Source organism: Mesorhizobium sp. L2C066B000 (assembly GCF_000502335.1).
GTDB lineage: Bacteria > Pseudomonadota > Alphaproteobacteria > Rhizobiales > Rhizobiaceae > Mesorhizobium.
In genome coordinates, this window is the sequence record NZ_AYWZ01000001.1 from 1,809,192 (window position 1) to 1,831,060 (window position 21,869).

Sequence of the window (21,869 nt, forward strand, 5' to 3'; positions counted from 1 at the left end):
CAGCCCTTTTCAGACGCCAGCGAAAACCCGTCAAGCCATCTTTTGCCGAGTGTCGGACTCATGAAAGGTGGTTCGTGATGGCAAAACAGTTGGTTGTCGCGAAAATCTCAGTCGCCGAGAACGCTCAGAATTTGTAGCTGAGATTGATACCGACCGCGTTCAGTTTCACATCCTGATCCCGATCGTTGAAGGGTTCCGCCACGTCATAGTGCTCGGAGCCGAAATCGTAATAGCGATATTGCGCGCCGACGATGAATTTGTCGGTCAGCGCATAGTCAACGCCGGCGCCCAAGGTCCAGCCGACATTCGTGCGTGTGCCGGCGAACGACGCGCCCGCGACTTGCGAAGTTTCGATGCCGGCAAAGGCGACGCCGCCGACGCCATAGACCAGCACGCGGTCCATGGCGAAGCCCGCTTTGGCGTTTACAGATCCGAACCACTTGATGTCCGTGCGGAATGTGCTTCCAAGGCCTGATACCGCCGTACCGTCGACGGCGGAATAATTGAGCTCCGCCTCGGCGCCGAGCACCGCCTGATCGAACTGCCACAGGCCGGCGACATGGCCGCCGACGAAACCGCCGTCAATGTCGGGCGAGATGGAAAACGGCGCGCCTTCCGTCACTGATATGTCGGACTGGCCCCAGCCGTAGCCGGCCTGCAGGCCGGCATAGTAGCCGGTCCAGTCGAAGCCTGGTTCGGTCATCGGCACCGCCATCGGGTCGGCGGCGAATGCCGGCGCGGCCAGAGCGATCAGAAATCCGGCACTGGCAATCGTCAGACACCGCATCGAGTTCTCCGAAAAGGCGGTTCAGAAGGCGCCTTGCCGGAAGGTAATCCTATTCGCCGCAAAACGGAACCCATTGTTCAACAATCGGAAGCACCCGTTGCTGCGCTGGGTGCTCTATCTTGGGAGGCGCTATTTGGCGTCGATGAAGTCCAGCGCCGCCTTGCTATATTCGTCCGGCGCCTGCAGCATGGCGAAATGGCTGGCGTTGGGCAGGATGATGAGCTTGGCGCCCGGAATGACGGAGGCCATGTATTCGGTGTGTTCGCGCTTGATCGCCTCGTCATGGTCGCCGGCAACGATCGCGGTCGGCGTGGTTATCTTGCCGAGCTGTTCCTTGGTCCAGGCCGGCTCCGACTCCCACATGTGGCTGATCTGCGCCACGAAGGCATCGTACTGGTCGGGAGTCTTCGACAGTTTCTTGTAGTCGCGGCCCGAGCGGTCGATATAGGCGGCAAAGGTCTTGTTGGTCAGCACACCCGGATCGACGCCATCGGTGGTGACGTTGGCGGCCTGCGCAAAGAGCCGTGTCAGCCGCTCCGGATGATGCAGCGCGATGTCGATGCCGATAATGCCGCCGTCGCTCCAGCCGACAAGAGCGGTCTTGTCGATCTTGAGATAGTCGAGCAGCGCAAGATAGTCCGACGCCATGAGGTCATAGCCGTAAGCTTGCTCGGTGCGGGTAGAGCGGCCATGGCCGCGGCTGTCGGCGATGATAACCTTGTGCGTCTTGGACATCGTCGCCACCTGGCTTGCCCAGATGTCGCCATGGCCAAGGCCGCCATGAATCAGGAGAATCGGATCACCGGCGCCGAAAACGGCATAGTACATCTGAATGCCGTTGACCGGCGCATAGCCGCTCTGATCCGGTTTGGGCATCGCCGCCGGCTCCGGCAAGGTCTGCCAACGCTCCTCGGCGGATGCAAAGCCGGACGAGATCAGGAACAGGGTGACGAAGGCGAATGCTTTCAGGAACCGGATCATGACTTCACCTCAGGAGGTCTCGGCCTCATCATAACAAAAACCCGCCTCGCGGCGGGTCGTCGGCGCAAATCAGCACCATCGCCAGAATGGTAACATAAGTGCCGGCACAAGCCAAACTGAATGACCGCACCGTTGATGCCTGCCATCGGGGTGAGCAGGTGCGGCGCATCCGCCCGGGCGAATCTCATCGAGCGGATTTCGTCCGTGATCGCTGGCCAAAACCTTGCCGGCTTGGCACAGTCTGGCAAACAGGAGTCTTTCATGGCCAAGCAGCCGTCGGCGACGAAACCCAAACCCTGGACCGAGATGGCGACGCATCTGGTCGATGTCGCGACGGGGCGCAAGCCGGCCGACCTCGTCATCCGAAACGGCCGCTGGGTGAACGTGCATTCGGGCGAAATCATCGCCGGCACCGACATCGCCATATCAGGCGGCCGCTTCGCCTATTGCGGGCCGAATGCCAGCCATGCCATCGGCCAGGGCACCAAGGTGGTCGATGCCGGCGGCCGCTATCTCGTGCCCGGCCTGTGCGACGCGCACATGCATGTCGAGAGCGGCATGGTGACGGTGACCGAGTTCTGCCGCGCCGTCATCCCGCACGGCACCACCTCGATGTTCATCGATCCGCACGAGATCGCCAATGTGCTGGGTCTGCCCGGCGTGCGGCTGATGCATGACGAGGCCGTCGCCATGCCGATCAACGTGCACGTCCAGATGCCGTCATGCGTGCCGTCGGCGCCGGGTCTGGAGCATGCCGGGGCCGAACTGACGGTCGCCGATGTCACCGAGGCGATGACCTGGGAAAACATAATCGGGCTCGGCGAAGTGATGAATTTTCCCGGTGTCGTGGCCAACGATCCGGTGATGTCGGGCGAGATCGCCGCAACGATCAAGGCCGGCAAGACGGTCGGCGGCCACTATGCGTCGCGCGATCTCGGCCTGCCGTTCCATGGCTATGTCGCCGGCGGGCCGGAGGACGACCATGAAGGCACGCGCGCCGAGGACGCGATCGCCCGCGTGCGCCAGGGCATGAAGGCAATGCTGCGGCTGGGCTCGGCCTGGTACGATGTTGCCTCGCAGATCAAGGCGGTGACCGAGAGCGGGCTCGACCCGCGCAACTTCATCCTGTGCACCGACGACAGCCATTCCGGCACGCTGGTGCATGAAGGCCATATGGACCGGGTGGTGCGCCACGCCATCCAACAGGGATTGAAGCCGGTGACGGCGATCCAGATGGCGACGCTGAATACCGCCCAGCATTTCAAGCTGGAGCGCGAACTGGGCTCGATCGCGCCGGGACGGCTGGCCGATCTGCTGATCGTCTCCGATCTTGCCGCCATGACCATCGACGAGGTCTATGGCCGCGGTATCAGGCTGGCCAAGGGCGGCAAGCTCGAGATCGACATTCCGGCCTATGATTACCCCAAATCGGCGAAGAACACCGTCAAGCTCGGCAAGAAGCTGAAGCCAGGCGACTTCGACATTGCGGCGCCCAAGGGCGCCAACGAGGTGCGGGTGCGGGTCATCGGCGTGATCGAAAACCAGGCGCCGACGCGGGCGCTGGAGGCCGACCTGCCGGTCGAGGACGGGCTGGTCGCCATGGACCGCCGCAACGACATCTGCCAGATCGCGCTGGTCGAGCGCCACCGCGGCACCGGCGGCGTCACCAATGCCTTCGTCTCAGGCTTCGGCTATATGGGCGACTGCGCCATGGCGTCGAGCGTCGCACATGATGCCCACCACATCATCTGCGTCGGCACCAACAAGGAAGACATGGCGCTGGCCGTCAACCGGCTGGGCGAGGTCGGTGGCGGCGTGGTGCTGTTTTCAATGGGCAAGGAGCTTGCGCTGGTCGAAATGCCGATCGCCGGGCTGATGTCGGACGAGCGGGCGGAAATCGTGGCGGCCAAGGCCGAGAAACTCACCGAAGCGATGCGCAAGATGGGCTGCTCGCTCAACAACGCCTACATGCAGCACTCGCTGCTGGCGCTGGTCGTCATCCCGGAACTCAGGATTTCCGATGTCGGCCTGATCGACGTGACGACGTTCCAGAAGGTCGGTTTGTTTATCTGAGATCAGCCCCGGTGCTTTGGCTCTCATCCGCCGGTGGCGATGGTCAGCACCTTGAATGGCGTGGTGATGATGACCTCGGCGACGGATCCGACTGCCTTGCCGAGGCCTCGGCCGAGATTGTCGATCTGGCCCTGCGTGGGTTCGTCCGATGCCAGGCCGGCTGGAGCGCGCAGACGGTCGCCGAGCAATTGCACCAGGAACGGGTTGTCGGCGAATTTGGCGTGGTTCAGGCGGTCGCCGCCCTTGATCTGGCTGAGGTCGGCCACAACGACGCCGTAACTGGCAATGTCGGCGGCGTTGCCGTAGTCGCCGACGCGCGGCTTGTCGCCGGATAGCAGACTGGACAGTCTCAGAGCACGGTCGTCGGCGGAAAGCAGGATGACGAACGGCCTGTCGGGCTTGCCGTAGCGGATCATCTGCTTCTTGAAGACGTCGACATCGATATCGGGCGATGCCAGGACGACACGGCCGAGCTTGCCGTCGAGATCGCGGTCGCCGGTGATGGCGAGCTGGCGCAGCGCTTCCATCGTCACCCAGGTTCCCATCGAATGCGCGATGATGTCGATGCTCTTGACCTTTGTCTTGGCGAGCATCCTGAGCGTCGCCTCGAGGTCGTCGCGCGCGGCGTTGGCGCTGTCCTTGTCGTAGATATAGCCCGTGGTCTTGCCGCTCGAAGCCCACGAAAACAAGATCGGCGTACCCGGATATTCGGTGTCGTGGGCGATCTGTGTCAGCCGGTAGACCCCATCGTCGAAGCCGTTGTTGAAGCCGTGGACGAAGACCAGCGCGCGGTCGCCATTCATGGCGATGTTGGCGCCGACGGCCTTGGCGAATTGCGAGGCGTCGCCATAGTGGACGACGTCGGTGGCGGTGAATTGCTTGGCCGGGTTCGAATTGGCCGAGCCCTTGGCGCGCTCGATGGCGCCGACCTGGTGGACCTTCGGCACGGTGACGTCGACGCGGGCGTAGCTGGTGGTCAGCGAGCGATCGCCATCGAACACCTGGCGTGGGTCCTTGGTCGCCTGCTTGCGGGTGGTGGCGACGAAAATTTCGTGGGTGGCCGCGATGTCGGAGGCAGGCACCGAAACCGTCGTCTTGTTCAACAGGTCATGGGTGTTCGGGCCGGCGCAGCCGGCGGCAGCGAGCGCGAACGCAAGGACAAGGACAGTCTTCCAACGCTCGTTCACGCGGGCTCCCGCTGGCGCATTGGCGCCGATTTCAATGTCGTAGAGGCAGAGACCGGCCCGGTCCAGTTGAAAGTGATCGGGCCGAGCGGCATTCGCGACCTCACGCGGCGACGGTCGCCGCAAGGCGACAGCCTTATTGTCCGAGCGCGCTGATACGGTCGGTCACCGTCTGGTCGCTGGCAAAGCCGTCATCCTCGCGCAGCCGCTGGCCGATCATCTTCACCAGTTCGGGATTGTCGGCGAATTTGGTGTGGTTGAAGCTGTCGCCTCCCTTGACCTTTGAGAGGTCGACCACGGTGACGCCATAAGCGGCGAGGTCGGCGGCATCCTTGTAGTCGCCGACGCGTGGCCGCGAGCCGGCGATCAGGCCCGAGAGCCGCAGCGCCCGGTCGTCGTCGGAGAGCAGCAGGATGAACGGCTTGTCCGGCTTGCCGTAGCGGCGCATCTGGCTCTTGAAGACGTCGACGTCGATGTCGGGAGAAGCCAGCACGACATCGCCGAGCTTGCCGCCGAGATCGCGGTCGCCGGTGATGGCCATCTGGCGAAGCGTTTCCATGGTCACCCAGGTTCCGAGCGAGTGGGCGACGATGTCGATGCGCCGCGCGCCGGACTGCTGCAGCATGCGCAATGTCACCTCCAGCTGATCGCGGGCGGCGCTGGCGCTTTCCTTGTCATAGACATAGTCGGTGGTTCTGGCGCCCGATGCCCAGGAAAACAGCACCGGCGTGCCGGGATAGCCGGAATCGTGGACGATCTGGGTCAGGCGGTAGACCGCGTCGTCGAAGCCGGTGTTGTAGCCATGCACGAAGACCATGACGCGGCCGCCGCGCGCGGCGATGTCGGCGTTGAGCGCGCTTGAGAATTGAGGCTGCGCATCGTAGCCGACGACCTCGGAAGCCATGAAGTATTTCGCCGGGTCGTTCGACTTGCCGCGCGAGCGGCGCTCGATCTGGCCGGTCTGGTGGGTGCCGGGAACGGTGACGGTGACGCGGGCATAGTTCAGCGTCGCCGAGCGTTCGCCGTCGAAAACTTTGTTGGGATCGTCGGATTTCTTGCGTGTGGTGGCAATGAAGATCGAGTGATTGCCCGAGATTTCGGTCACCGGCGTGGACATGACGGCGCTGCCGAGCAGTTCCTCGGTTTTGCGGCCGCCGCAGCCGGCGATCAACAGGGCAAGTGCAAGAATGCAAATCGTCTTCAAACGCACGTCAAAAATTCCACTCCGGCCAAAAGGCCCATATACCCCCGCGGCACCTCCCGGACAGTGAGAGTGCGGCAGAAGTAAGTCGTGTCCAGCCGAAATGTGGTCAGCGTCGAGCCACGGTCATCGCACTGTTGCGCGAAAGCCAGAATGGCGGCAGGAACGCGGGGATGTTGGAGAAGGGCAATACCTCGGGCTTGAGCCTGATGCCGAGCACATCGCCCATGAAGGCGCGGCGCGCCTCGATGCGGCGCCATGCCTCGGGATAACGGGCCGCGATCTCCTCGCGCAACGCCTCATCGGCAAGCGCGATACCGTCCTCGATGTTGGTGGTGAAATAGCTGGTTCCGGTCGCCGGAATGATGTCGACCTGCAGCGCCATGCCGGACCCCAGCTTGATGTCCGAGCCCGAAAACACCGGCGAATGCATCCATTCGTCGATATGGACGAGATGGCCGGGATTGAGCGAGACGCCGAAGAACGGGTCGCCTATGCGGTCATGCACGGCTTTCCAAAGCGCTCCGCCGGCAACCCCGATGCCGATGGTCTCGTACCAGTCGACGACGGCGGCGAAATAGGGCGCGACCAGCTTGTCGATATAGTCGTCGATCTCGCGCGGCAGTTCCGCAGCGCTCTCGACCAGGAAGCCGGCGCGGGCGTTGAGCGAGCCCTGGATGCCGTACGCCATGGTGACGGGATCGCCGCGCTTGATGATGTCGAGGCGCGGGCTAGGCAAGCCGTAGGGCGCACGCCTGCCGGCGGACAGCATCGGGTGGCAGCAAAGGGGCAGGCCGTTGATCCCCATCAGCCGCGCGGCCTGCAATTCGCTCATGCCGGGCTCAATATTCCCAAGCACGTTGCGCAGGCCCTGCGAGGAAAAGGTCGCGGCGAATTCGAAGGACGCCAATTGGTCTGCCTCGTTGATGGCGCGTAGACCGTCGGATGGATTCATCAACAGGTTGGCGGCGTTGACCACCGCGCCTCTGTCGCCGGCCAGTGTGGGCAGCGTATCGGCGATGAAGGACGGCAGGTCGAGCGTCGTCTCGCCAAAGCCGCCATCGGCGGGGCCGAACGGCTTCCAGCCGATGGCGCCGATCTGCTGGCCGGCTTTCAGGCCGCAGGCGGCAAGTGTGTCGGCAAGCGAGGCGGAGCGGTCGCGTGGCTGCGCCGGCAGCGAGAAGGTCTGGTAAAGGACGCGCTCGTAAGGCCCGTCGCAGATTTCGGCATAGCCCCAACCCTCATTGCCGACGAGAAGCTTTGGCTGGCTGCCGGGAACGATGACCAGCAGCGTCTCCTCGAAACGCGGATCGTAACCACTGAGATAGGCGACATTGGCCGCGTGCTCGCGGTCGCCATAGACGGCAAAGGCGTCGAGCCCGGCCTCGGCGCCGCGCGCCAGCAGAGCCTCGATGCGCGCTTCGTAGGTCCGCCGCTGAACTAGCGGCATCACTGTTGGCTCGCCGAATTCAGGAAGGTCTACGGTCTTCAGGGCGACAGCCGAAACAGGCATGAAGATGGCTCCAATGGATTTCCTGCTGGCGCGCCAAAGCGGCCGCGCCGCATCGGTGGCTGCAAACGGCGAATTGTGCAATAGGCTTCGCCTTCGAACCATTCGATCCAGAGGTGACGGCGCCATGAACAGTTTCTCCTCCCGTGTCGCCACCGCCGCAGCCGCGATCCGCGAGATCTTTCCCGAAACGCCGCTGCAGGAAAACGACTATTTGTCGAAGAAGACGGGGGCTCGGGTGCTCTTGAAGCGCGAGGATCTTTCGCCGGTGCGCTCCTACAAGATCCGCGGCGCCTTCAACTTTTTCCGCAAGGCACTGGCCGCAGGCAACGAGGCCGAGCTGTTTGTCTGCGCCTCGGCCGGCAACCATGCGCAAGGCTTTGCCTTCGTCTGCCGCCATTTCGGCAGGAAGGGCGTGGTCTTCATGCCGGTGACGACGCCGCAGCAAAAGATCGACAAGACGCGGCTGTTCGGCGGCGATTTCGTCGAGATCAGGCTGGTCGGCGACTTCTTCGACGACTGCTACCGCGCCGCCTTCGAATTCACCGAAAGTTCCGGCGCGCATATGGTGCCGCCCTTCGACCACAAGGACATTATCGAGGGGCAGGCGACGGTCGCCTATGAGATCGCCGACCAGATGCCGGGCGCGCGCATGCCCGACATCATCATGCTGCCGGTCGGCGGCGGTGGCCTGGCCGCGGGGGTGACGCACTATTTCGCCGATCAGCAACGTGACGCGCGCTACGTCTTTTGCGAACCGGCCGGTGCGCCGAGCCTGCATCAGAGCCTCGCCAGCGGCAAGCGCGTCCGGCTCGCCAATGTCGACAATTTCGTCGACGGCGCGGCGGTGGCCGAGATCGGCCGCGAGCCGTTGCGCCACCTCAAGGAGTTCGCCGCTCAGGCGGTGCGGCTGATCCCTGAGAACCGGCTCTGCGCCACCATGATCGAGATGCTCAACATCGAAGGTGTGGTGCTGGAGCCGGCCGGTGCCTTGGCGATCGACGCGTTGAAGGATTTTTCGCGCAAGGAAATCCGCGGCAAGACCATCGTCGCGGTGGTGTCGGGCGGCAATTTCGATTTCGAGCGGCTGCCCGACGTGAAGGAGCGGGCGCTGCGCTTCGAGGGGCTGAAGAAATATTTTATCATCCGCTTTCCGCAGCGGCCGGGCGCGCTGCGCGACTTCCTCGAACTGCTCGGTCCCGACGACGACATCGCGCGCTTCGAATATCTGAAGAAATCGGCGCGCAATTTCGGCTCTGTGCTTATTGGCATCGAAACCAAAGACCGGCGAAACTTCGATTTGCTGAGGGCGAATTTCGAGGCCGAGGGCGTGCACTATCAGGACATCACCGACAACGAGACCCTGGCCGGGTTCATCATATGAGCGGCACTGTCTTCGTCGCACTGTTTTCCGGCATCAATGTCGGCGGCAACCGCATCGTCCAGATGGCGGAGTTGCGGGCGTTATTCGAGGCGCTAGGCTTCACCGATGTCGCCAGTTATGTGCAGAGCGGCAATGTCGTGTTCCGGACCAAGAAGGGCGACGCCGCCACGCTGGCGAAACAGATCGAAATGGCGTTCGAGAAAAAATGGGGCTTTCACTCGCGCATCATGGTGCGCGATCTCTCCTGGTTCGAACGGTTGGTGAAGGAGAATCCTTATCCGGAAGTCGCCGGCGATCCGACCAAGCTTCACGCCTACACGCTGGAGCGCCAGCCGACGGCGGACGAGATCGCCAGGCTTGCCGAAAAATGCACCGGCCCGGAAAGCTTCGAGGTCAGGGACGACGTGCTCTACCTCAAGGCGCCGGACGGGCTCGGCAAATCGGTGTTCGCCAATCTCATCCCGCGCGTGCTGAAAGTGCCCGGCACCGCGCGCAACTGGCGCTCGGTGCTGGCGCTGCTGCAGATGGCGCGTTCGCTTTGAATCGCTTAGATCTGCATTGCGGTCGCGATGCTAATTAAGTCTCGGCTAAACAACAAGGGCGGCGCGGCGGCGACTCACTACAAATTGAGTTATGGCGATACTTTCGATTTTGACGGGGTGCCCGACCCGGACAGCAGCGCATCGAGGAGCGGAGGCCGCTTCGGCTATACGATCGGTGGCGGTGTCGAATGGGCCTTCGCCGACAAATGGACCACGAAGCTGGAATACCAGTACTTCGACTTCGGCAAGGTCCGTTTGACAGATATCGAGGGCAACGACGCAAGGGTGAAGATCGACGCCCATACGATCAAGATCGGCCTGAACTACAAGTTCTGATCGATCCGTCGTTCCGACAATTCAGATGGCGTCGCAACCAAGTGACGCCATAATGTTGTCCGGGGCTGGCAGCTTCCGGCGTTCGGCGTTGCGGCTGACAGCAGATCAGGTCGCCGGAGCCTGCTTCCACTCGAAAGTCAGCTCCTCGCGGAAGGCGAAGCGCTTGATGTGATCGGCAACGACGCTCTCCATGCGCTCCAGCGATCCACTTTCATCCGTCGACACCGTGATATGCAGCGCTGCCGCATCGGCATCGAGAACCGTTCGGCCGAGCGACAGATCGATGGTGCCGTGGTTTGGATCGAACTCGACCGGAAATTTGTGCGCCCAGTGCTTGCACAGCTGCTGCAAATAGCGGCTGGCATATGCGGTGGTGACATCGGCACGGCTGGTCGGCATAAATGAATTCTCCTGGATGAGGCACTGGCTTTGTTTGGCTGGCGCGACAGGCAGGTAAATAGGTGCCGTTGCTCGAAATGGCAAAGGCGGCCGGCTTGTCGGCGCGGCCGCCTCGCTCAAGATGGCGTGATCGCTACCAGGTGCCGGTGTTCGGCATCGACGCCCACGGCTCGGCCTTGGGCTTGGCCGGGCCCTTCTGCAGCAGTTCGAAGGAGATGCCGTCCGGCGACTTGACGAAGGCCATGTTGCCGTCGCGCGGCGGCCGGTTGATGATGACGCCATTGTCCATCAGATGCTGGCAGGTGGCGTAGATGTCGTCGACCTCATAGGCGAGATGGCCGAAATTGCGGCCGCCCTTGTACTCCTCCGGATCCCAATTGTAGGTCAGTTCGATCAGCGGCGCCTTCTCAGTGATGCCGCTTTCTACATCCTCGGAGGCGGCGAGGAAGATCAGCGTGAAGCGGCCCTGCTCGTTTTCGTAGCGGCGCACTTCCTTAAGGCCGAGCTTTTTGCAGTAGAAATCAAGCGAGACATCGACGTCGGCGACACGGACCATTGTGTGGAGGTAGCGCATGGGATTTCCTCGGGAATGTTTGGGTTGCGAGGCAACATAAGGTCCACCCCGCCGAAGGGCAACGAGCATCGGACTGGAAAAGTGGTCACCGGTTTTGGAAAAAATCAGATTGCTCTGACAAAAGCGTCGGACACAAGTGGTTGCCGATTTCGGCGAAATCCCTTGCAAATTGCCGACCGGTTGACCGCCTTGATGGATCGTCATTGCTGTCGGCAGCGACGCCGGCAAACAACAAGTCAGCTATTCCTGTATTCAACCGCGAAAAAAGGCACGGCAGGTCTTGCACACCCCGGAAGCGGCGGTGTTAATCTAATGTCAAGAATCACTTGCGGTTTTCTTGAAAAAAAGGGGGCGTTCTTATGGGGGATAAGGCCTCTTTCACGAGGCGGGATGAGAACCTTGACGACGCCCTGAAGAGTGACAGTGGCGGCGATAGCGCCGACCTTGTCGAAATCGCCGGCGCCATCAAATGGTTCGACGTGGCCAAGGGCTACGGTTTCATACTTCCCGATGACGGTTCTTCGGGCGACATCCTCCTCCATGTCACCTGCCTTCGAAAGGACGGTTTTCAGACTGCATTGGAGGGCGCGCGTGTCGTGTGCCTTGTCAAGCACGGCGACCGTGGTTTGCAGGCGTTCCGGGTGCTGTCCATGGACACCACTACGGCGGTCCATCCGGCCGAGATGCAGGAACAGCGCACCCATGTGGCGGTGACGCCGGAAAGCGGGCTCGAGCGGGCGCTGGTCAAGTGGTTCAACCGCACCAAGGGCTTCGGCTTTCTGACGCGCGGCGAGGGCACCGAGGATATCTTCGTCCATATGGAGACGCTGCGCCGCTATGGCATCACCGAGCTCAGGCCCGGACAGGTCGTGCTGGTGCGATTCGGACGCGGTGACAAGGGCCTCATGGCTGCCGAGATTCACCCCGATATGGGCACCTTGCCGGTCGCGCATTAGGACGCGAGCCTTCCTGAGGAAGTCAGGACGGCGTTTTTCTTGGTTTCACCACGATCTTATCCGAATACCTGAGACCACTTTTAGGGATCATGGTCTTTGGTCGAGGATTTCCAATGGCGTACAGGAACTGGCTGACAGCGGGCGCGCTCTGCGTCATCGTTGCGGTAGCCGCAGGCGCTTACTTCTATTCCGGGCAGCCGACCGCATCCCAGCAGACGATCGCCGGCGGTCAGGCGATGATCCTTCCCGTCGATCCGACACCCTTGGTCGTGGCGACGAAAGGGGGCGATAAATCCTTTTCGATCGAAGTCGCCGACACCGACTCGGAACGCGAGGCCGGCCTGATGTATCGCCAGGATATGGCCGACAATCATGGCATGCTGTTCGTCTTCGAGATGCAGAAGCAGGTCGGCTTCTGGATGCACAACACGCCGATGCCGCTCGACCTGATCTTTGTTGGACAGGACGGCAAGGTGCGGGCCGTCAAGCACGGCACTCCATTGTCCGATGCAGTCATCTCGCCGGGTGTGCCAGTGCGCTTCGTGCTGGAGCTCAAGGCCGGCACCGCCGCCAAAAACGGCATCGACCATGGCGATCTGCTGCGCCATCCGGCCGTCGGCACGGTGTCCGGCCCCGGCATGCCGCCATCGGACAAGGGCAACGCGCCCACGCCCGGCGCCGGCTGAGCCGCTCCCGATGCAATTCTTCTCCCATGACGGGTTCGACTTCGCCTTCCTCGACCGCCGGCCGGCGTCGGGGGCGGGCGATCCGGTGCTGATGATCCACGGCTTTGCCTCCAGCCACTATGTCAACTGGGTATCGCCCGGCTGGTTCAAGACGCTGAACGATGCCGGCTATCGCGCCATCGCCTTCGACAATCGCGGCCACGGCTCGTCGTCGAAAAGCTATGACGAGGCCGACTACACCCCGGCCAAAATGGCTTCGGACGCGGCGGCCCTGCTCGACCATCTCGGCATCGGCCGCGCGCATGTCATGGGCTATTCGATGGGCGCGCGCATCGCGGCGTTCCTGGCGCTGTCCGATCCCGACAAGGTGGCGACGCTGGTCTTCGGCGGCCTCGGCATCGGCATGGTCGACGGCGTCGGCGACTGGGATCCGATCGCCGAGGCGCTGCTGGCCGACGATCCGGCCGCCACCAGCCATCCGCGCGGTCGCTCCTTTCGCGCCTTTGCCGATCAGACGCGCAGCGACCGCCGGGCATTGGCTGCCTGCATCGCCACGTCGCGCGAACTGCTCAGCGAACACGACATGACGCGCATCGCCCAACCGACGCTGATTGCGGTCGGGACGACAGACGATATCGGCGGCTCGCCCGACGAGCTCGCCGCGCTGATGCCGAACGCCAAGGTGTTTCACATAGACGGCCGCGACCATATGCTGGCTGTGGGCGACAAGACCTTCAAGCAGCGGGTTTTGGAGTTTTATGCCGAAAATCCGCTTTAACCGGTAAGCGATTTTTCGGGCGATATGGATTGGGCGGCCGGCGAGGGGTGGCAAACAATGGCTCAATGGGGAAGAAGCGCCGACGCTCTGCCGGGCGCCGTCGTGACAAGCATGTTCGGCAAGCGTTCCGTCATCCTGGCGCTGCTCGCCTTCGGTGCCGGTGTGATAGCGCTGACCACAATGGTGGCGCTGCCGGCCCACGCATCCGAGCGTGCCCAGAACATCGCCACGGCTTTCTTCATGGCGGTTTTCCTGCTGGCAGGGCCGTTGGCGCATATTGCCGGATTGATTTTCGGGCTGATGGCGCTGGTGCGTTCGAACGATAGCCGCGTGCTTGGGGTCGTCGGCATCCTGCTCAACGGCGGCTCCCTGGCGGTTGGCTTCCTGCTGCTTGTGGCAATGGCATCGACGATCGGCGCTTTCACCTGATCGGGGACGAGTAATGGCCGGATGGGGAAGAAGCACGATAGCAATGCCCGGCGTGGCGGGGCGGAGCAGCTTGGGCAAACGCTCGGTGATCCTGGCCCTGCTGGCGTTCGCAATGGATTTTGCGGCGGTGGTCACGCTGGCGTTGATGCCAGGCGAGGCGTCGCTGGCCGCTCAAAACGTCCTCGGCGGGGTTTTTCTGGTGGTGTTTCTCGTTGCGGCGCCGCTGGCGCACATCACCGGCGTGGTTTTTGGCTTGATGGCACTGGGACGTTCAAACGACAATCGTGTCCTCGGCATCGTTGGTATCATCCTCAACGGGCTGTCGTTGGTGATCGGCCTGTTCTTTGTTTGGGCGGCCACCAAGTCCGTTGGCGCCTTCAGGTGATCGATCTTCGTCTGGCTTGCAGCCGGAGGCGGTGCCGCTTTTGTCACCTATATGGACATGCGCGAACCGAATTCGGCGCCGGCTTTCGACTGCCCGCTATCGGGCGCCACGGTGGCGCGTGAAACACTTGATGTGGCCGACTATATCAGCCTCTACCACGCGGTCGGCGAGCCCGTGCAATGGGACCAGCGGCTGCGCATGCCGGCGGAAGACCTCGAGCGCCTGCTGGCGCTGCCCTCGACACATATCCACGTGCTGCGCGTCGAGGGCGTGGCCGCTGGCCTGTGCGAATTCAACGGCGTCGGCCAGCCTGAGGTCGAGCTGGTTCATTTCGGGCTGATCCCCGTCTTCCACCGCCGCAGGTTTGGGCCATTCCTGCTCGACCAGCCGCTTCGCGCCGTCTGGTTGCATGCGCCGCAAAGGGTCTGGCTTCACACCGACACCTTCGATCACCCTGGCGCGCAAGCGGTTTACCGGCGCGCCGGTTTCAAAGCCTATGCGCAGCGCATGGAGACCTTTCCGGATTAGGGTTTGAGCGTTTCGAGCGACCGCGCCATGTTTTGCCTGGCTTGGGGCTCGAACCTCTGGCGGAATTCCTGCGAGTGAAAAATATGCTGGCGCGCGAGGAAAGTCTTGAGAATCACGCCGCGGCCGGCGCGCCACATCGGCTCCTCGACCCAGCCATATTCGCGGCGGACCGCTTGTTCGTAGGCGTCGAAAGCGTCGGGTGACGCACCCAGGATCGCCAGGTCCATGTCGAGGAAAAGCGCTGCGTCGCGGAGGGCGTTCTCATCGGCAAGGCCCCGTGGTTGAAGGCTGGGCAGCTCATGCGTGGCGGTGGCGACGATCATCGCCGCTATGCGGCCGAGGCGCTCCGGATCGGTGCGGGCGACAAGTTTGTCCTGAGCAAGTGCCGCACTCCTGGCCTCGTTGTCCTTGGCGCGGCTGTCATAGATGGCGTCATGGAACCAGATTGCGGCTTCGACGGCGCCGGAATCATGCAGCGATGCTCGATATTCGTCCGCCAGCGCCAGCAACGCCTCTATATGGGCGAGGTTGTGATAGTGGCGATCCGGAGCTTGATAGAGCCGGCAAAGCGCGCGTTTCAGCGGAGCGTCGATCAAGGGTTCGTTTTCCATGGCGGCTTGAATTTCCGTGAACCAAATCCATTTCACCGAGCACTAAGGAAAATTGAGTTCAATCGTGCTATGATCTGGCTTATATGTGCCGCCGGAGAATAGGCAAGCGGCCAGGACGCAGGACAAGACGTCGATGAACAGCATCAGCATTTCCCGCCCCACAATGGTCCAGCCGGTCGATCCGATCTGGCGTTCGGTCCGCGACGAGGCGATGGAAGCGGTCAATCGCGACCCGCTTCTTGCGGCGTTCCTCTATTCGACAATCCTCAACCAGGAGAGCCTGGAGGAGGCGGTCATCCATCGGCTCGCCGAGCGGCTCGCACATCAAGACATCGGTTCCGACCTCATCCGCCAGACCTTCAAGTCGATGCTGGCCGACGACAAGGAATGGTCGTCGATCGTGCGTGTCGACATCCAGGCCTATTACGACCGCGATCCGGCCTGCGACCGCTTCATCATGCCAGTGCTCTATTTCAAGGGTTTCCACGCCATCCAGACGCACAGGCTGGCCCATTGGCTGTGGAATCAGGGCCGCAAGGATTTCGCCCTCTATCTGCAGAGCCGCTCGTCTTCGGTGTTCCAGACCGACATCAACCCGGCCGCCCGCATCGGCAAGGGCATCTTCATCGACCACGCCACCGGCCTCGTCGTCGGCGAGACGGCGGTGATCGAGGACGATGTGTCGATCCTGCACGGCGTGACGCTGGGCGGCACGGGCAAGGCCGGCGGCGACCGCCACCCCAAGATCCGTTACGGCGTACTGATCGGCGCCGGCGCCAAGATTCTCGGCAATATCGAGATCGGCCATTGCTCGAAGATCGCGGCAGGCTCGGTCGTGCTGTCGCCGGTGCCGCACAACAAGACGGTTGCCGGCGTACCGGCCCGCGTCGTCGGCGAGACCGGCTGCGACCAGCCTTCGCGCCAGATGGACCAGCTTTTGCCGTCGCAATCGATGGACCAGGTCGTCAGCTTCGACATCTGATTTGCAACACCCGGCGCGCCGGACTGAAGTCCGGTTGCCGGCGCCGTTGCCTCTGAAGCATGATGCCGAAAAGTGTGAGGCGGTTTTCGGACGACATCATGCTCTACCTCCTTGATTTAGAGGCGGATTTGGATTCGACCTGAAATCATCCGGCTCCAGGGTTCGCGTTCTATCCAACCGGCTTGCCTTTACATCGCCATTGTCGACGTGCCAGAAGCGCGTTCCAACGAGCAAGCCCGACGATCGGAGAAGACTTTTGAAGCCGGACGAAATCAGAAAGCTGGACGCCTATTTCAAGCGCGTCTTCCAGAATCCCAGACTCGAGGTGAAGGCGCGGCCGCGCAAGGAAGATTCGGCCGAGGTCTATGTCGGCGACGAGTTCCTCGGCATCGTCTTCAAGGACGAGGACGACGGCGACTATAATTTCTCGATGGCGATCCTCGACATCGATCTGGCCTGATCGCGGAACTGGGGATCGGAGTTGCCTATCTCCAACGAAGTGGGGAGATGAAGAGCAAGCCTCGGCGATCCTTCCCACCCCCCTCTGTCCTGCCGGACATCTCCCCCGCAAGGGGGGAGATCGGCAGTTCCGTCCTCGGCTCTTCTTCTGCAACCTCGATAATTGGCGAAAGCAGTGATGGGGGCGTAATCTCCCCCTTGCGGGGAGATGTCCGGCAGGACAAAGGGGGGCTGTCCCGCCAACGGTCGTAAACTTCTGCGCCGCGTCGCTTCGCCCGAACAGAGGCAGGCTAGCGCCCCGTCTTCAGGACGCGCGTGGCCTCGGCGACGATAGCGGCGTCAAGCGCCGGCCAGTTGCCCAGCAACTCCCGGGGAAAGCGGTAGGTCAGGCTGAGGCTGTCGCCGACCTGGATGTCCCGCTCGCAGGGCGCCAGCGATTCCTCGGCGCTCGGTCCGCTCAGGCAGCGGGCGACGAACGGGTCCTTCCCGGGCCGGTCGGCGACCGCAAGCACCTCGTTGAGATAGCCTGATTTTTCGCTAAAGCCGTAAATCGTCGTGCCGCCGGGGCCGGGCGCGCCGGGCTGGCTGATCAGCGCGCTATAGATCGGCGCGAAACGGCCGCTCATGTCGCGCGACATCATCTGCGGTTCGAACGACAGGAAGATGATGTTCTTGGCCGTGCCCGTGTGGTTGAAATCGTCGCGTGCGGCTTCGCTGTAGCCGTCCATCTGGGGATAGCGCAGATAAAGGTCGAGGCGCGAAGCGATGCCGTCGCGGCGCGCCTGCAGGAAGCGGATGGCGTTGGCCGGCACGGCAATGACATTGTTGCCGATCACCACCTTGTGGACTGTGGTGTCGTCGGTGTAGCCGGCCATGGCGATCGAGCGGCCGAACCATTTTCCGCCAAGGCTGATCGCCAGCGACAGCAGCGCCAATGCGGCAAAAGCATAGAACACCCGCTTCATCAGCACGGAATCGACGACGTTGAACTCTTCTGCGGTCGCTGCCTGCTTCATCGCAATCCCCATAGTCGCCGCCCTCTGTCCCTGGGCGGCACACATGCCGCGGCATGGCTCTTGCTGCGCTGGACGCGACTGTGCGATTTCATGGTAAACGGAAGGTAAAGATGAGCCTGCTGCTGCCCGTTCTCTTCGCTTTCGCCGTCGGCCTCACCGCCTGCGGGCTTACCGGGTCCGTGATGGAACTGGCGGCGGGCCGCCGGCTTGCCTTTGCCGAGCCTTATGTGTCGCCGGCGTACATCCTGCGCTCGCTGGTCGCGACCGCTTGCGCCGGGCCGTTCATGCTCGCCAACGATGCGCTCGATGCGCGGCGCGAGGGCCGCATTTCGACGCTGATGCTGGTGTCCTGCGGCTGCACGGTGATCGCCTGGGCGCTGGCGCTGGGCATCGTGCTGATCGCCATTGCCTCTTGGGGCATTGGCTCTCCTGGTGCGCTTCAGCTTTTGGTGGAAACGCTGGCGCGGTATTTGCCGTGAGGCAATTGCGGGGGAAAACCGGCACGCGGTTTTGCTCGGATTGTTTTAGGGTTTATCCCGGCCTGCGACGAATCGGAGACTGCAAATGCCGACCTATGCAATCGATGGAAAATCGCCCCGTTTCGAGGATCCCGACAGCAACTGGATCGCGCCGGACGCGACGTTGATCGGCGACATCAGCGTCGGTCGCAATGCCGGCTTCTGGTTTGGCGTGGTCATCCGCGGCGACAACGAGGCGATCGTCATCGGTGCCGACAGCAATGTCCAGGAGCATACGGTGATGCACACCGATCCCGGTTTTCCCCTGACGATCGGGCAGGGCTGCACGATCGGCCACCGCGCCTTGCTGCATGGCTGCACGATCGGCGACAACAGCCTGATCGGCATGGGCGCCATCGTGCTCAACGGCGCCAGGATCGGCAAGAACTCGCTGGTCGGCGCGGGCGCGCTGGTCACCGAGGGCAAGGAGTTCCCCGACAATTGCCTGATCGTCGGCTCGCCCGCGCGGGTGATCAGGACGCTGGACGATGCCGCGGTCGCCAGGCTGCGCGCCTCGGCCGCGCACTATGTCGCCAACGGCAAGCGCTTCAAGGCCGGGCTGAAGAAGGCCTGAACTCTATTCCTGTTTGACGATGATCTTTCCCGAACGGCGGGTCAGCGCAGCAAAAATCGTTTCTCGCTTTCGCTGACGCGGTCCTTCGGTTCGGGATCATGGTCTGAAATGGTGGAGCCGGCCCGGGGACGGGGCCGGCTCCTTAAAACCCGGTCGTTGGGGACGGGGAGGGTGGGGACTCGACCGGGCTTTCTCGTTAGGCACGTCGCATTATTCGATGTGCTTGACCTCTGTAATGGCGTCCTAGCGGACGCTGGCGACCGCGTCGGCGCGGCCGTCGTTGATCGTCACCCACACGCCGGAATTCTGGTCGGACTGGCGCTTCAGGTAGGTGTAGTCGGTGTCGGTCCAGGACAGCACCTTGGACTCCAGATTATCGAGGATGAACTCGCCGAGGCTGGTGCGCACGGTCAGCACCGCATGGCCGTCGCCATTTTGTTGGCGCGCCACGGTCATCAAGAGATTGCCGGCGGGAACGCCGAGCGCCATCAATTCGCGGCGCTTCTCCAGCGCATAATCCTCGCAGTCGCCGAAGCCGCTGTCGGGATAGGACCAGACCTCTTCCTTGCCCCACATTTCCATGTCGGTGCGCGGCACGATCCGGGTGTTGACAGAATTGTTGACGTCGACGATCGCCGCCCACAGCTTGCGGGTCAGTTCGACCGGTGTCTGCTTCGGCGTGCGCTGAGCGCATTCCTGCGGCAGCTTCTGGCAGAATTCGTAGTGACCGACCGGCTGTGTCGTGCGGCCGCCAGTGTGCATGTAGGCCGGTCCTGCTGCTTGCGCCGTTCCCCAAGCGGGAAGCTGCATCGCCATTGCCAAGAGCAACAGCTTGCCCCAAATCTTCGCCATTGGTCAGTCTCCCCGTTTGAGGAGACAATGACAGCGTTGGATTTATTTGACGCAAAAACCCGAAGTAGACATTGAGTAAAACCCCAATAGAATAAGCGTAAAATTTGATCTATTTTAATATAAAATCGTTCAGGGTCTCGGCGTAAAACCGCGGTGTCGGAGGCGCGGATTCCGGGTGGAGCCGTGGATTTGCGAGTGCCGCTACAAGCTGCAGAGGCAGGCGGAACGCCGGCAACAAAAACCGGCCGCGCAGGGCGGGTTCGTCTTTGCTGCCTGTTGCCGATCGTTCAGGCGCGCGGAGCGTTGAACTCGGAATCGAGCGTTTCCGGGCGCTGGATGACGGCGAATTCGATGGCGACGCCATCCTCGAAATGACGCACCACCTGGCCACGCATGGTGCCCAGCATCACCTGGATGCCGAGCGCCGGCTTGACGTCGATCTCGACCGCCGCGCCCGACAGCGACAGGTCGATGATGCGGCACTGGTACTGCCGCCCATCGGTGAGCTGCAGCACGCTTGTCGGGTTGCGCGGCGCCACGCGTTCGTGGCGGCGGTCTTCCGGCAGGTCGAGTTCATGCTTGTTGGCGAGCCAGGTCAACTGCGCGGCCAGTTTGTCCTTCTTGCGATCCGAGGCAATGACGGTCATGGCAAAGCCGTCCTGCGAAGTGCGCGTCACCACGCCCTCGATGCGGCCGATATGATCGATATAGGCAATGATTTTTTCGCCCGGCATGCCGACGCGCTCGGTGCGCAGCGCGACATTGCCCGGCGACATATCGACGACCTGGCAGGGGTGCTCGGTGCGGTCCTCCAGCATGAAGCGCCCGTAGATCTTGACCCGGACGCGCTGAAAATTACGCCTTTCGGCGCGGGACGGTGCGTATTCGACCGCCGCTGACCTCATGACTGCCTACACCCCGTTGGCATTCCCGCGTCGTGCGTGGAATCTCGGCAAAAACTACAGCCAAGCAGGTTAACAAAGGGGAAAAGCGGGCCGCCGATAGTTAAGATTAGCGCCGGCTTGGAGACTATTGCTCGCGCCCGCCGTCGAACACGACGAGGTGGCGGATACGGCGCGACCGACCGAGCGCCGAGATGGTCTCCGGCGCTTCGAGTTCGGGAGCCAACGACGGAACGGATATTTCCGGCCGGNCCGAGCGCCGAGATGGTCTCCGGCGCTTCGAGTTCGGGAGCCAACGACGGAACGGATATTTCCGGCCGGTTTTTCAGGAACATCGGGTCCTTGTCGGGATCGATGACGTGGATGGCATCGATCAGCGCATCGGTGATCGGGTCGGCGCCCAGCCAGAACGGCTTTTCCACGGCGCTGATGACGCCGAGGCAGCGCGGGTTCTCGACGCCGCCATCGAGCGGCAGCGCAAGCAGTTCGAAGTGGTTGGAACGGCCGCTGCGGCTGAACCCCTCATAAGTGATCAGCACCACGGATTTCTGCTCGAAAACCCCGTGAATGAGGCGCGACACCAGCCGCTGGTCCTTCTCACGCCATAGCGAGGGGAACGAAAACCCCTTGAGCTCGCGGCCATAGCCGGCGCAAAGCCTGGTGCCGGCGAGCCGGAACACCGCTTCGCCGCGCGTATCCCTTTCCAGGATGAAGGTGTCGGCCAAAAGCGCCTTGATGTCGGCCGGTTCGATCTCCGAACGCTTTGGGGCAGGACGTCCACCACGCAGGCGATTCCAATAATGGAACAGCGCGATTGATCCGTTCTGGTTCATGCTATTAAACTCCGCGCATTCTGCCGTCTGATGGTCCCATCGGTGAACAGAAAGGGCGCCCTCCGATGACCTACATGCGTTCCGGAGCAGGATGCGTGCCAGCGTCGTTAAGACTTGTTCACGGGTCGGGGGCGTTAAGGTTAACAAGTGGTTTACGTTGCGCGCGCAGGCTTGCCATGGCACACCAAAACCACTCCAGAAGCGGTCGTTTCGCGACGACCAACAGCACTTCGGTCAATAGTTTTAGGGGAGCAGGGGGCTCGACCAGCCGTTCAAGGGAAACCTTGGACGGCTTCTTTTTGATTCGCGGTTTGTGATTCGCGCTTTGTGATTCGTAGTTTGTGATTTGTCCGGGCATGGCCTAGATGCTCGCGACACGCAAATCCCTG

The 21,869-nt window shown here is 62.4% G+C and carries 25 protein-coding genes and 1 pseudogene; 14 read left to right on the forward strand and 12 right to left on the reverse strand.

Annotation, left to right across the window (positions count from 1 at the left end; all coding sequences use genetic code 11):
• Window positions 1–124 precede the first annotated feature (124 nt).
• Together X733_RS157615 and X733_RS157610 are read right to left on the reverse strand one after the other, a co-directional pair.
• Entirely contained in the window at window positions 125–787 is a 663-nt protein-coding gene (locus X733_RS157615) for an outer membrane protein (protein ID WP_023691195.1), read from the reverse strand.
• A gap of 129 nt (window positions 788–916) precedes the next feature.
• A complete protein-coding gene (locus tag X733_RS157610) occupies window positions 917–1,768 on the reverse strand; it encodes an alpha/beta hydrolase (protein ID WP_023818170.1) in 852 nt (283 codons plus the stop codon).
• A 261-nt stretch (window positions 1,769–2,029) separates the two neighbouring features.
• Here X733_RS157610 and ade point away from each other — a divergent pair, with 261 nt between their 5' ends.
• Entirely contained in the window at window positions 2,030–3,841 is a 1,812-nt protein-coding gene (ade, locus tag X733_RS157605; RefSeq protein ID WP_023818171.1) for an adenine deaminase, read from the forward strand.
• Window positions 3,842–3,864: 23 nt separating this feature from the next.
• Here the strand turns inward: ade and X733_RS157600 are convergent, their stop codons facing one another.
• The 3 genes from X733_RS157600 to X733_RS157590 all read right to left on the reverse strand — a co-directional run bounded on the left by X733_RS157600 (window position 3,865) and on the right by X733_RS157590 (window position 7,739).
• Entirely contained in the window at window positions 3,865–5,028 is a 1,164-nt protein-coding gene (locus X733_RS157600) for an alpha/beta hydrolase (RefSeq protein WP_023818172.1), read from the reverse strand.
• 133 nt (window positions 5,029–5,161) lie between these two features.
• Window positions 5,162–6,235 carry an alpha/beta hydrolase gene (locus tag X733_RS157595; RefSeq protein ID WP_023695396.1) on the reverse strand — a complete coding sequence of 358 codons (1,074 nt, stop codon included), beginning with the start codon at window positions 6,233–6,235 and terminating at the stop codon, window positions 5,162–5,164.
• Between the two features lie 100 nt (window positions 6,236–6,335).
• Window positions 6,336–7,739, reverse strand: a complete 1,404-nt coding sequence (locus tag X733_RS157590; RefSeq protein WP_031193129.1) for an aminopeptidase P family N-terminal domain-containing protein — start codon at window positions 7,737–7,739, stop codon at window positions 6,336–6,338.
• Between the two features lie 124 nt (window positions 7,740–7,863).
• On the opposite strand from X733_RS157590, the gene ilvA reads away from it, so the two are divergent.
• From ilvA to X733_RS157575, 3 genes are read left to right on the forward strand one after another with little or no spacing between them, the layout of a single operon-like run.
• The gene (ilvA, locus tag X733_RS157585) at window positions 7,864–9,120 is read left to right on the forward strand and encodes a threonine ammonia-lyase IlvA (RefSeq protein WP_023818174.1); all 1,257 of its coding nucleotides are present in this window, start codon (window positions 7,864–7,866) and stop codon (window positions 9,118–9,120) included.
• Window positions 9,117–9,662 (forward strand): DUF1697 domain-containing protein, encoded by a 546-nt coding sequence (locus X733_RS157580; RefSeq protein WP_023818175.1) that lies wholly within the window; start codon window positions 9,117–9,119, stop codon window positions 9,660–9,662. Before ilvA ends, X733_RS157580 begins: the two co-directional genes overlap by 4 nt.
• A 27-nt stretch (window positions 9,663–9,689) precedes the next feature.
• Window positions 9,690–9,998, forward strand: coding sequence for an outer membrane beta-barrel protein (locus X733_RS157575; RefSeq protein ID WP_081731510.1), 309 nt, complete (start codon window positions 9,690–9,692; stop codon window positions 9,996–9,998).
• A 105-nt stretch (window positions 9,999–10,103) separates the two neighbouring features.
• Here the strand turns inward: X733_RS157575 and X733_RS157570 are convergent, their stop codons facing one another.
• Window positions 10,104–10,397, reverse strand: a complete 294-nt coding sequence (locus tag X733_RS157570; protein WP_023681521.1) for a DUF2218 domain-containing protein — start codon at window positions 10,395–10,397, stop codon at window positions 10,104–10,106.
• A 133-nt stretch (window positions 10,398–10,530) separates the two neighbouring features.
• The gene (locus X733_RS157565) at window positions 10,531–10,971 is read right to left on the reverse strand and encodes a VOC family protein (RefSeq protein WP_023818176.1); all 441 of its coding nucleotides are present in this window, start codon (window positions 10,969–10,971) and stop codon (window positions 10,531–10,533) included.
• Window positions 10,972–11,330: 359 nt separating this feature from the next.
• Here X733_RS157565 and X733_RS0134255 point away from each other — a divergent pair, with 359 nt between their 5' ends.
• The 6 genes from X733_RS0134255 to X733_RS157540 all read left to right on the forward strand — a co-directional run bounded on the left by X733_RS0134255 (window position 11,331) and on the right by X733_RS157540 (window position 14,733).
• A complete protein-coding gene (locus tag X733_RS0134255) occupies window positions 11,331–11,927 on the forward strand; it encodes a cold-shock protein (protein WP_031193130.1) in 597 nt (198 codons plus the stop codon).
• 113 nt (window positions 11,928–12,040) lie between these two features.
• Window positions 12,041–12,613 (forward strand): DUF192 domain-containing protein, encoded by a 573-nt coding sequence (locus X733_RS157560; RefSeq protein WP_023691205.1) that lies wholly within the window; start codon window positions 12,041–12,043, stop codon window positions 12,611–12,613.
• Window positions 12,614–12,623: 10 nt separating this feature from the next.
• On the forward strand, window positions 12,624–13,391 hold the full coding sequence (locus X733_RS157555) for an alpha/beta hydrolase (protein ID WP_023729814.1): 768 nt from the start codon (window positions 12,624–12,626) through the stop codon (window positions 13,389–13,391).
• A 57-nt stretch (window positions 13,392–13,448) separates the two neighbouring features.
• A complete protein-coding gene (locus X733_RS157550; RefSeq protein ID WP_023695388.1) occupies window positions 13,449–13,820 on the forward strand; it encodes a hypothetical protein in 372 nt (123 codons plus the stop codon).
• 70 nt (window positions 13,821–13,890) lie between these two features.
• On the forward strand, window positions 13,891–14,205 hold the full coding sequence (locus X733_RS157545; protein ID WP_023710587.1) for a hypothetical protein: 315 nt from the start codon (window positions 13,891–13,893) through the stop codon (window positions 14,203–14,205).
• Window positions 14,206–14,262: 57 nt separating this feature from the next.
• Complete coding sequence (locus X733_RS157540; protein WP_245263957.1) at window positions 14,263–14,733, forward strand: GNAT family N-acetyltransferase; 471 nt, start codon at window positions 14,263–14,265, stop codon at window positions 14,731–14,733.
• Here X733_RS157540 and X733_RS157535 read toward each other — a convergent pair.
• Window positions 14,730–15,344, reverse strand: a complete 615-nt coding sequence (locus X733_RS157535) for a hypothetical protein (protein WP_023818178.1) — start codon at window positions 15,342–15,344, stop codon at window positions 14,730–14,732. The two genes, X733_RS157540 and X733_RS157535, sit on opposite strands and share 4 nt — an antisense overlap.
• Before the next feature lie 133 nt (window positions 15,345–15,477).
• Between X733_RS157535 and cysE the strand changes: the two genes are divergently transcribed.
• Both cysE and X733_RS157525 read left to right on the forward strand, forming a co-directional pair.
• Complete coding sequence (gene cysE, locus X733_RS157530; protein ID WP_023667506.1) at window positions 15,478–16,326, forward strand: serine O-acetyltransferase; 849 nt, start codon at window positions 15,478–15,480, stop codon at window positions 16,324–16,326.
• A gap of 256 nt (window positions 16,327–16,582) precedes the next feature.
• The gene (locus X733_RS157525) at window positions 16,583–16,786 is read left to right on the forward strand and encodes a DUF3126 family protein (protein ID WP_023818179.1); all 204 of its coding nucleotides are present in this window, start codon (window positions 16,583–16,585) and stop codon (window positions 16,784–16,786) included.
• 289 nt (window positions 16,787–17,075) lie between these two features.
• Here the strand turns inward: X733_RS157525 and X733_RS157520 are convergent, their stop codons facing one another.
• A complete protein-coding gene (locus X733_RS157520) occupies window positions 17,076–17,801 on the reverse strand; it encodes a hypothetical protein (RefSeq protein ID WP_023818180.1) in 726 nt (241 codons plus the stop codon).
• A gap of 110 nt (window positions 17,802–17,911) precedes the next feature.
• On the opposite strand from X733_RS157520, the gene X733_RS157515 reads away from it, so the two are divergent.
• Together X733_RS157515 and X733_RS157510 are read left to right on the forward strand one after the other, a co-directional pair.
• Window positions 17,912–18,280, forward strand: a complete 369-nt coding sequence (locus X733_RS157515) for a hypothetical protein (RefSeq protein ID WP_023818181.1) — start codon at window positions 17,912–17,914, stop codon at window positions 18,278–18,280.
• 85 nt (window positions 18,281–18,365) lie between these two features.
• Window positions 18,366–18,893, forward strand: a complete 528-nt coding sequence (locus X733_RS157510) for a gamma carbonic anhydrase family protein (protein ID WP_023818182.1) — start codon at window positions 18,366–18,368, stop codon at window positions 18,891–18,893.
• Between the two features lie 243 nt (window positions 18,894–19,136).
• Here the strand turns inward: X733_RS157510 and X733_RS157505 are convergent, their stop codons facing one another.
• From X733_RS157505 to X733_RS01000000165975, 3 genes and pseudogenes are all read right to left on the reverse strand, one after another.
• Window positions 19,137–19,745, reverse strand: a complete 609-nt coding sequence (locus X733_RS157505; RefSeq protein ID WP_023818183.1) for a transglutaminase-like cysteine peptidase — start codon at window positions 19,743–19,745, stop codon at window positions 19,137–19,139.
• Window positions 19,746–20,032: 287 nt separating this feature from the next.
• The gene (locus X733_RS157500; RefSeq protein ID WP_023667501.1) at window positions 20,033–20,650 is read right to left on the reverse strand and encodes a PilZ domain-containing protein; all 618 of its coding nucleotides are present in this window, start codon (window positions 20,648–20,650) and stop codon (window positions 20,033–20,035) included.
• A 124-nt stretch (window positions 20,651–20,774) separates the two neighbouring features.
• A pseudogene (locus X733_RS01000000165975) lies at window positions 20,775–21,480 on the reverse strand (PAS domain-containing protein).
• Between the last annotated feature and the right edge of the window lie 389 nt (window positions 21,481–21,869).

Coding starts and splice junctions, on each gene's coding strand:
- X733_RS0134255 (WP_031193130.1), top strand. CDS start 11,331: ATGGGGGATAAGGCCTCTTTCACGAGGCGGGATGAGAACCTTGACGAC.
- X733_RS157590 (WP_031193129.1), bottom strand. CDS start 7,739: ATGCCTGTTTCGGCTGTCGCCCTGAAGACCGTAGACCTTCCTGAATTC.
- X733_RS157575 (WP_081731510.1), top strand. CDS start 9,690: ATGCTAATTAAGTCTCGGCTAAACAACAAGGGCGGCGCGGCGGCGACT.
- X733_RS157510 (WP_023818182.1), top strand. CDS start 18,366: ATGCCGACCTATGCAATCGATGGAAAATCGCCCCGTTTCGAGGATCCC.
- X733_RS157500 (WP_023667501.1), bottom strand. CDS start 20,650: ATGAGGTCAGCGGCGGTCGAATACGCACCGTCCCGCGCCGAAAGGCGT.
- X733_RS157540 (WP_245263957.1), top strand. CDS start 14,263: ATGCGCGAACCGAATTCGGCGCCGGCTTTCGACTGCCCGCTATCGGGC.
- X733_RS157505 (WP_023818183.1), bottom strand. CDS start 19,745: ATGGCGAAGATTTGGGGCAAGCTGTTGCTCTTGGCAATGGCGATGCAG.
- X733_RS157565 (WP_023818176.1), bottom strand. CDS start 10,971: ATGCGCTACCTCCACACAATGGTCCGTGTCGCCGACGTCGATGTCTCG.
- ilvA (WP_023818174.1), top strand. CDS start 7,864: ATGAACAGTTTCTCCTCCCGTGTCGCCACCGCCGCAGCCGCGATCCGC.
- X733_RS157570 (WP_023681521.1), bottom strand. CDS start 10,397: ATGCCGACCAGCCGTGCCGATGTCACCACCGCATATGCCAGCCGCTAT.
- cysE (WP_023667506.1), top strand. CDS start 15,478: ATGAACAGCATCAGCATTTCCCGCCCCACAATGGTCCAGCCGGTCGAT.
- X733_RS157610 (WP_023818170.1), bottom strand. CDS start 1,768: ATGATCCGGTTCCTGAAAGCATTCGCCTTCGTCACCCTGTTCCTGATC.
- X733_RS157515 (WP_023818181.1), top strand. CDS start 17,912: ATGAGCCTGCTGCTGCCCGTTCTCTTCGCTTTCGCCGTCGGCCTCACC.
- X733_RS157535 (WP_023818178.1), bottom strand. CDS start 15,344: ATGGAAAACGAACCCTTGATCGACGCTCCGCTGAAACGCGCGCTTTGC.
- X733_RS157560 (WP_023691205.1), top strand. CDS start 12,041: ATGGCGTACAGGAACTGGCTGACAGCGGGCGCGCTCTGCGTCATCGTT.
- ade (WP_023818171.1), top strand. CDS start 2,030: ATGGCCAAGCAGCCGTCGGCGACGAAACCCAAACCCTGGACCGAGATG.
- X733_RS157555 (WP_023729814.1), top strand. CDS start 12,624: ATGCAATTCTTCTCCCATGACGGGTTCGACTTCGCCTTCCTCGACCGC.
- X733_RS157580 (WP_023818175.1), top strand. CDS start 9,117: ATGAGCGGCACTGTCTTCGTCGCACTGTTTTCCGGCATCAATGTCGGC.
- X733_RS157550 (WP_023695388.1), top strand. CDS start 13,449: ATGGCTCAATGGGGAAGAAGCGCCGACGCTCTGCCGGGCGCCGTCGTG.
- X733_RS157615 (WP_023691195.1), bottom strand. CDS start 787: ATGCGGTGTCTGACGATTGCCAGTGCCGGATTTCTGATCGCTCTGGCC.
- X733_RS157520 (WP_023818180.1), bottom strand. CDS start 17,801: ATGAAGCAGGCAGCGACCGCAGAAGAGTTCAACGTCGTCGATTCCGTG.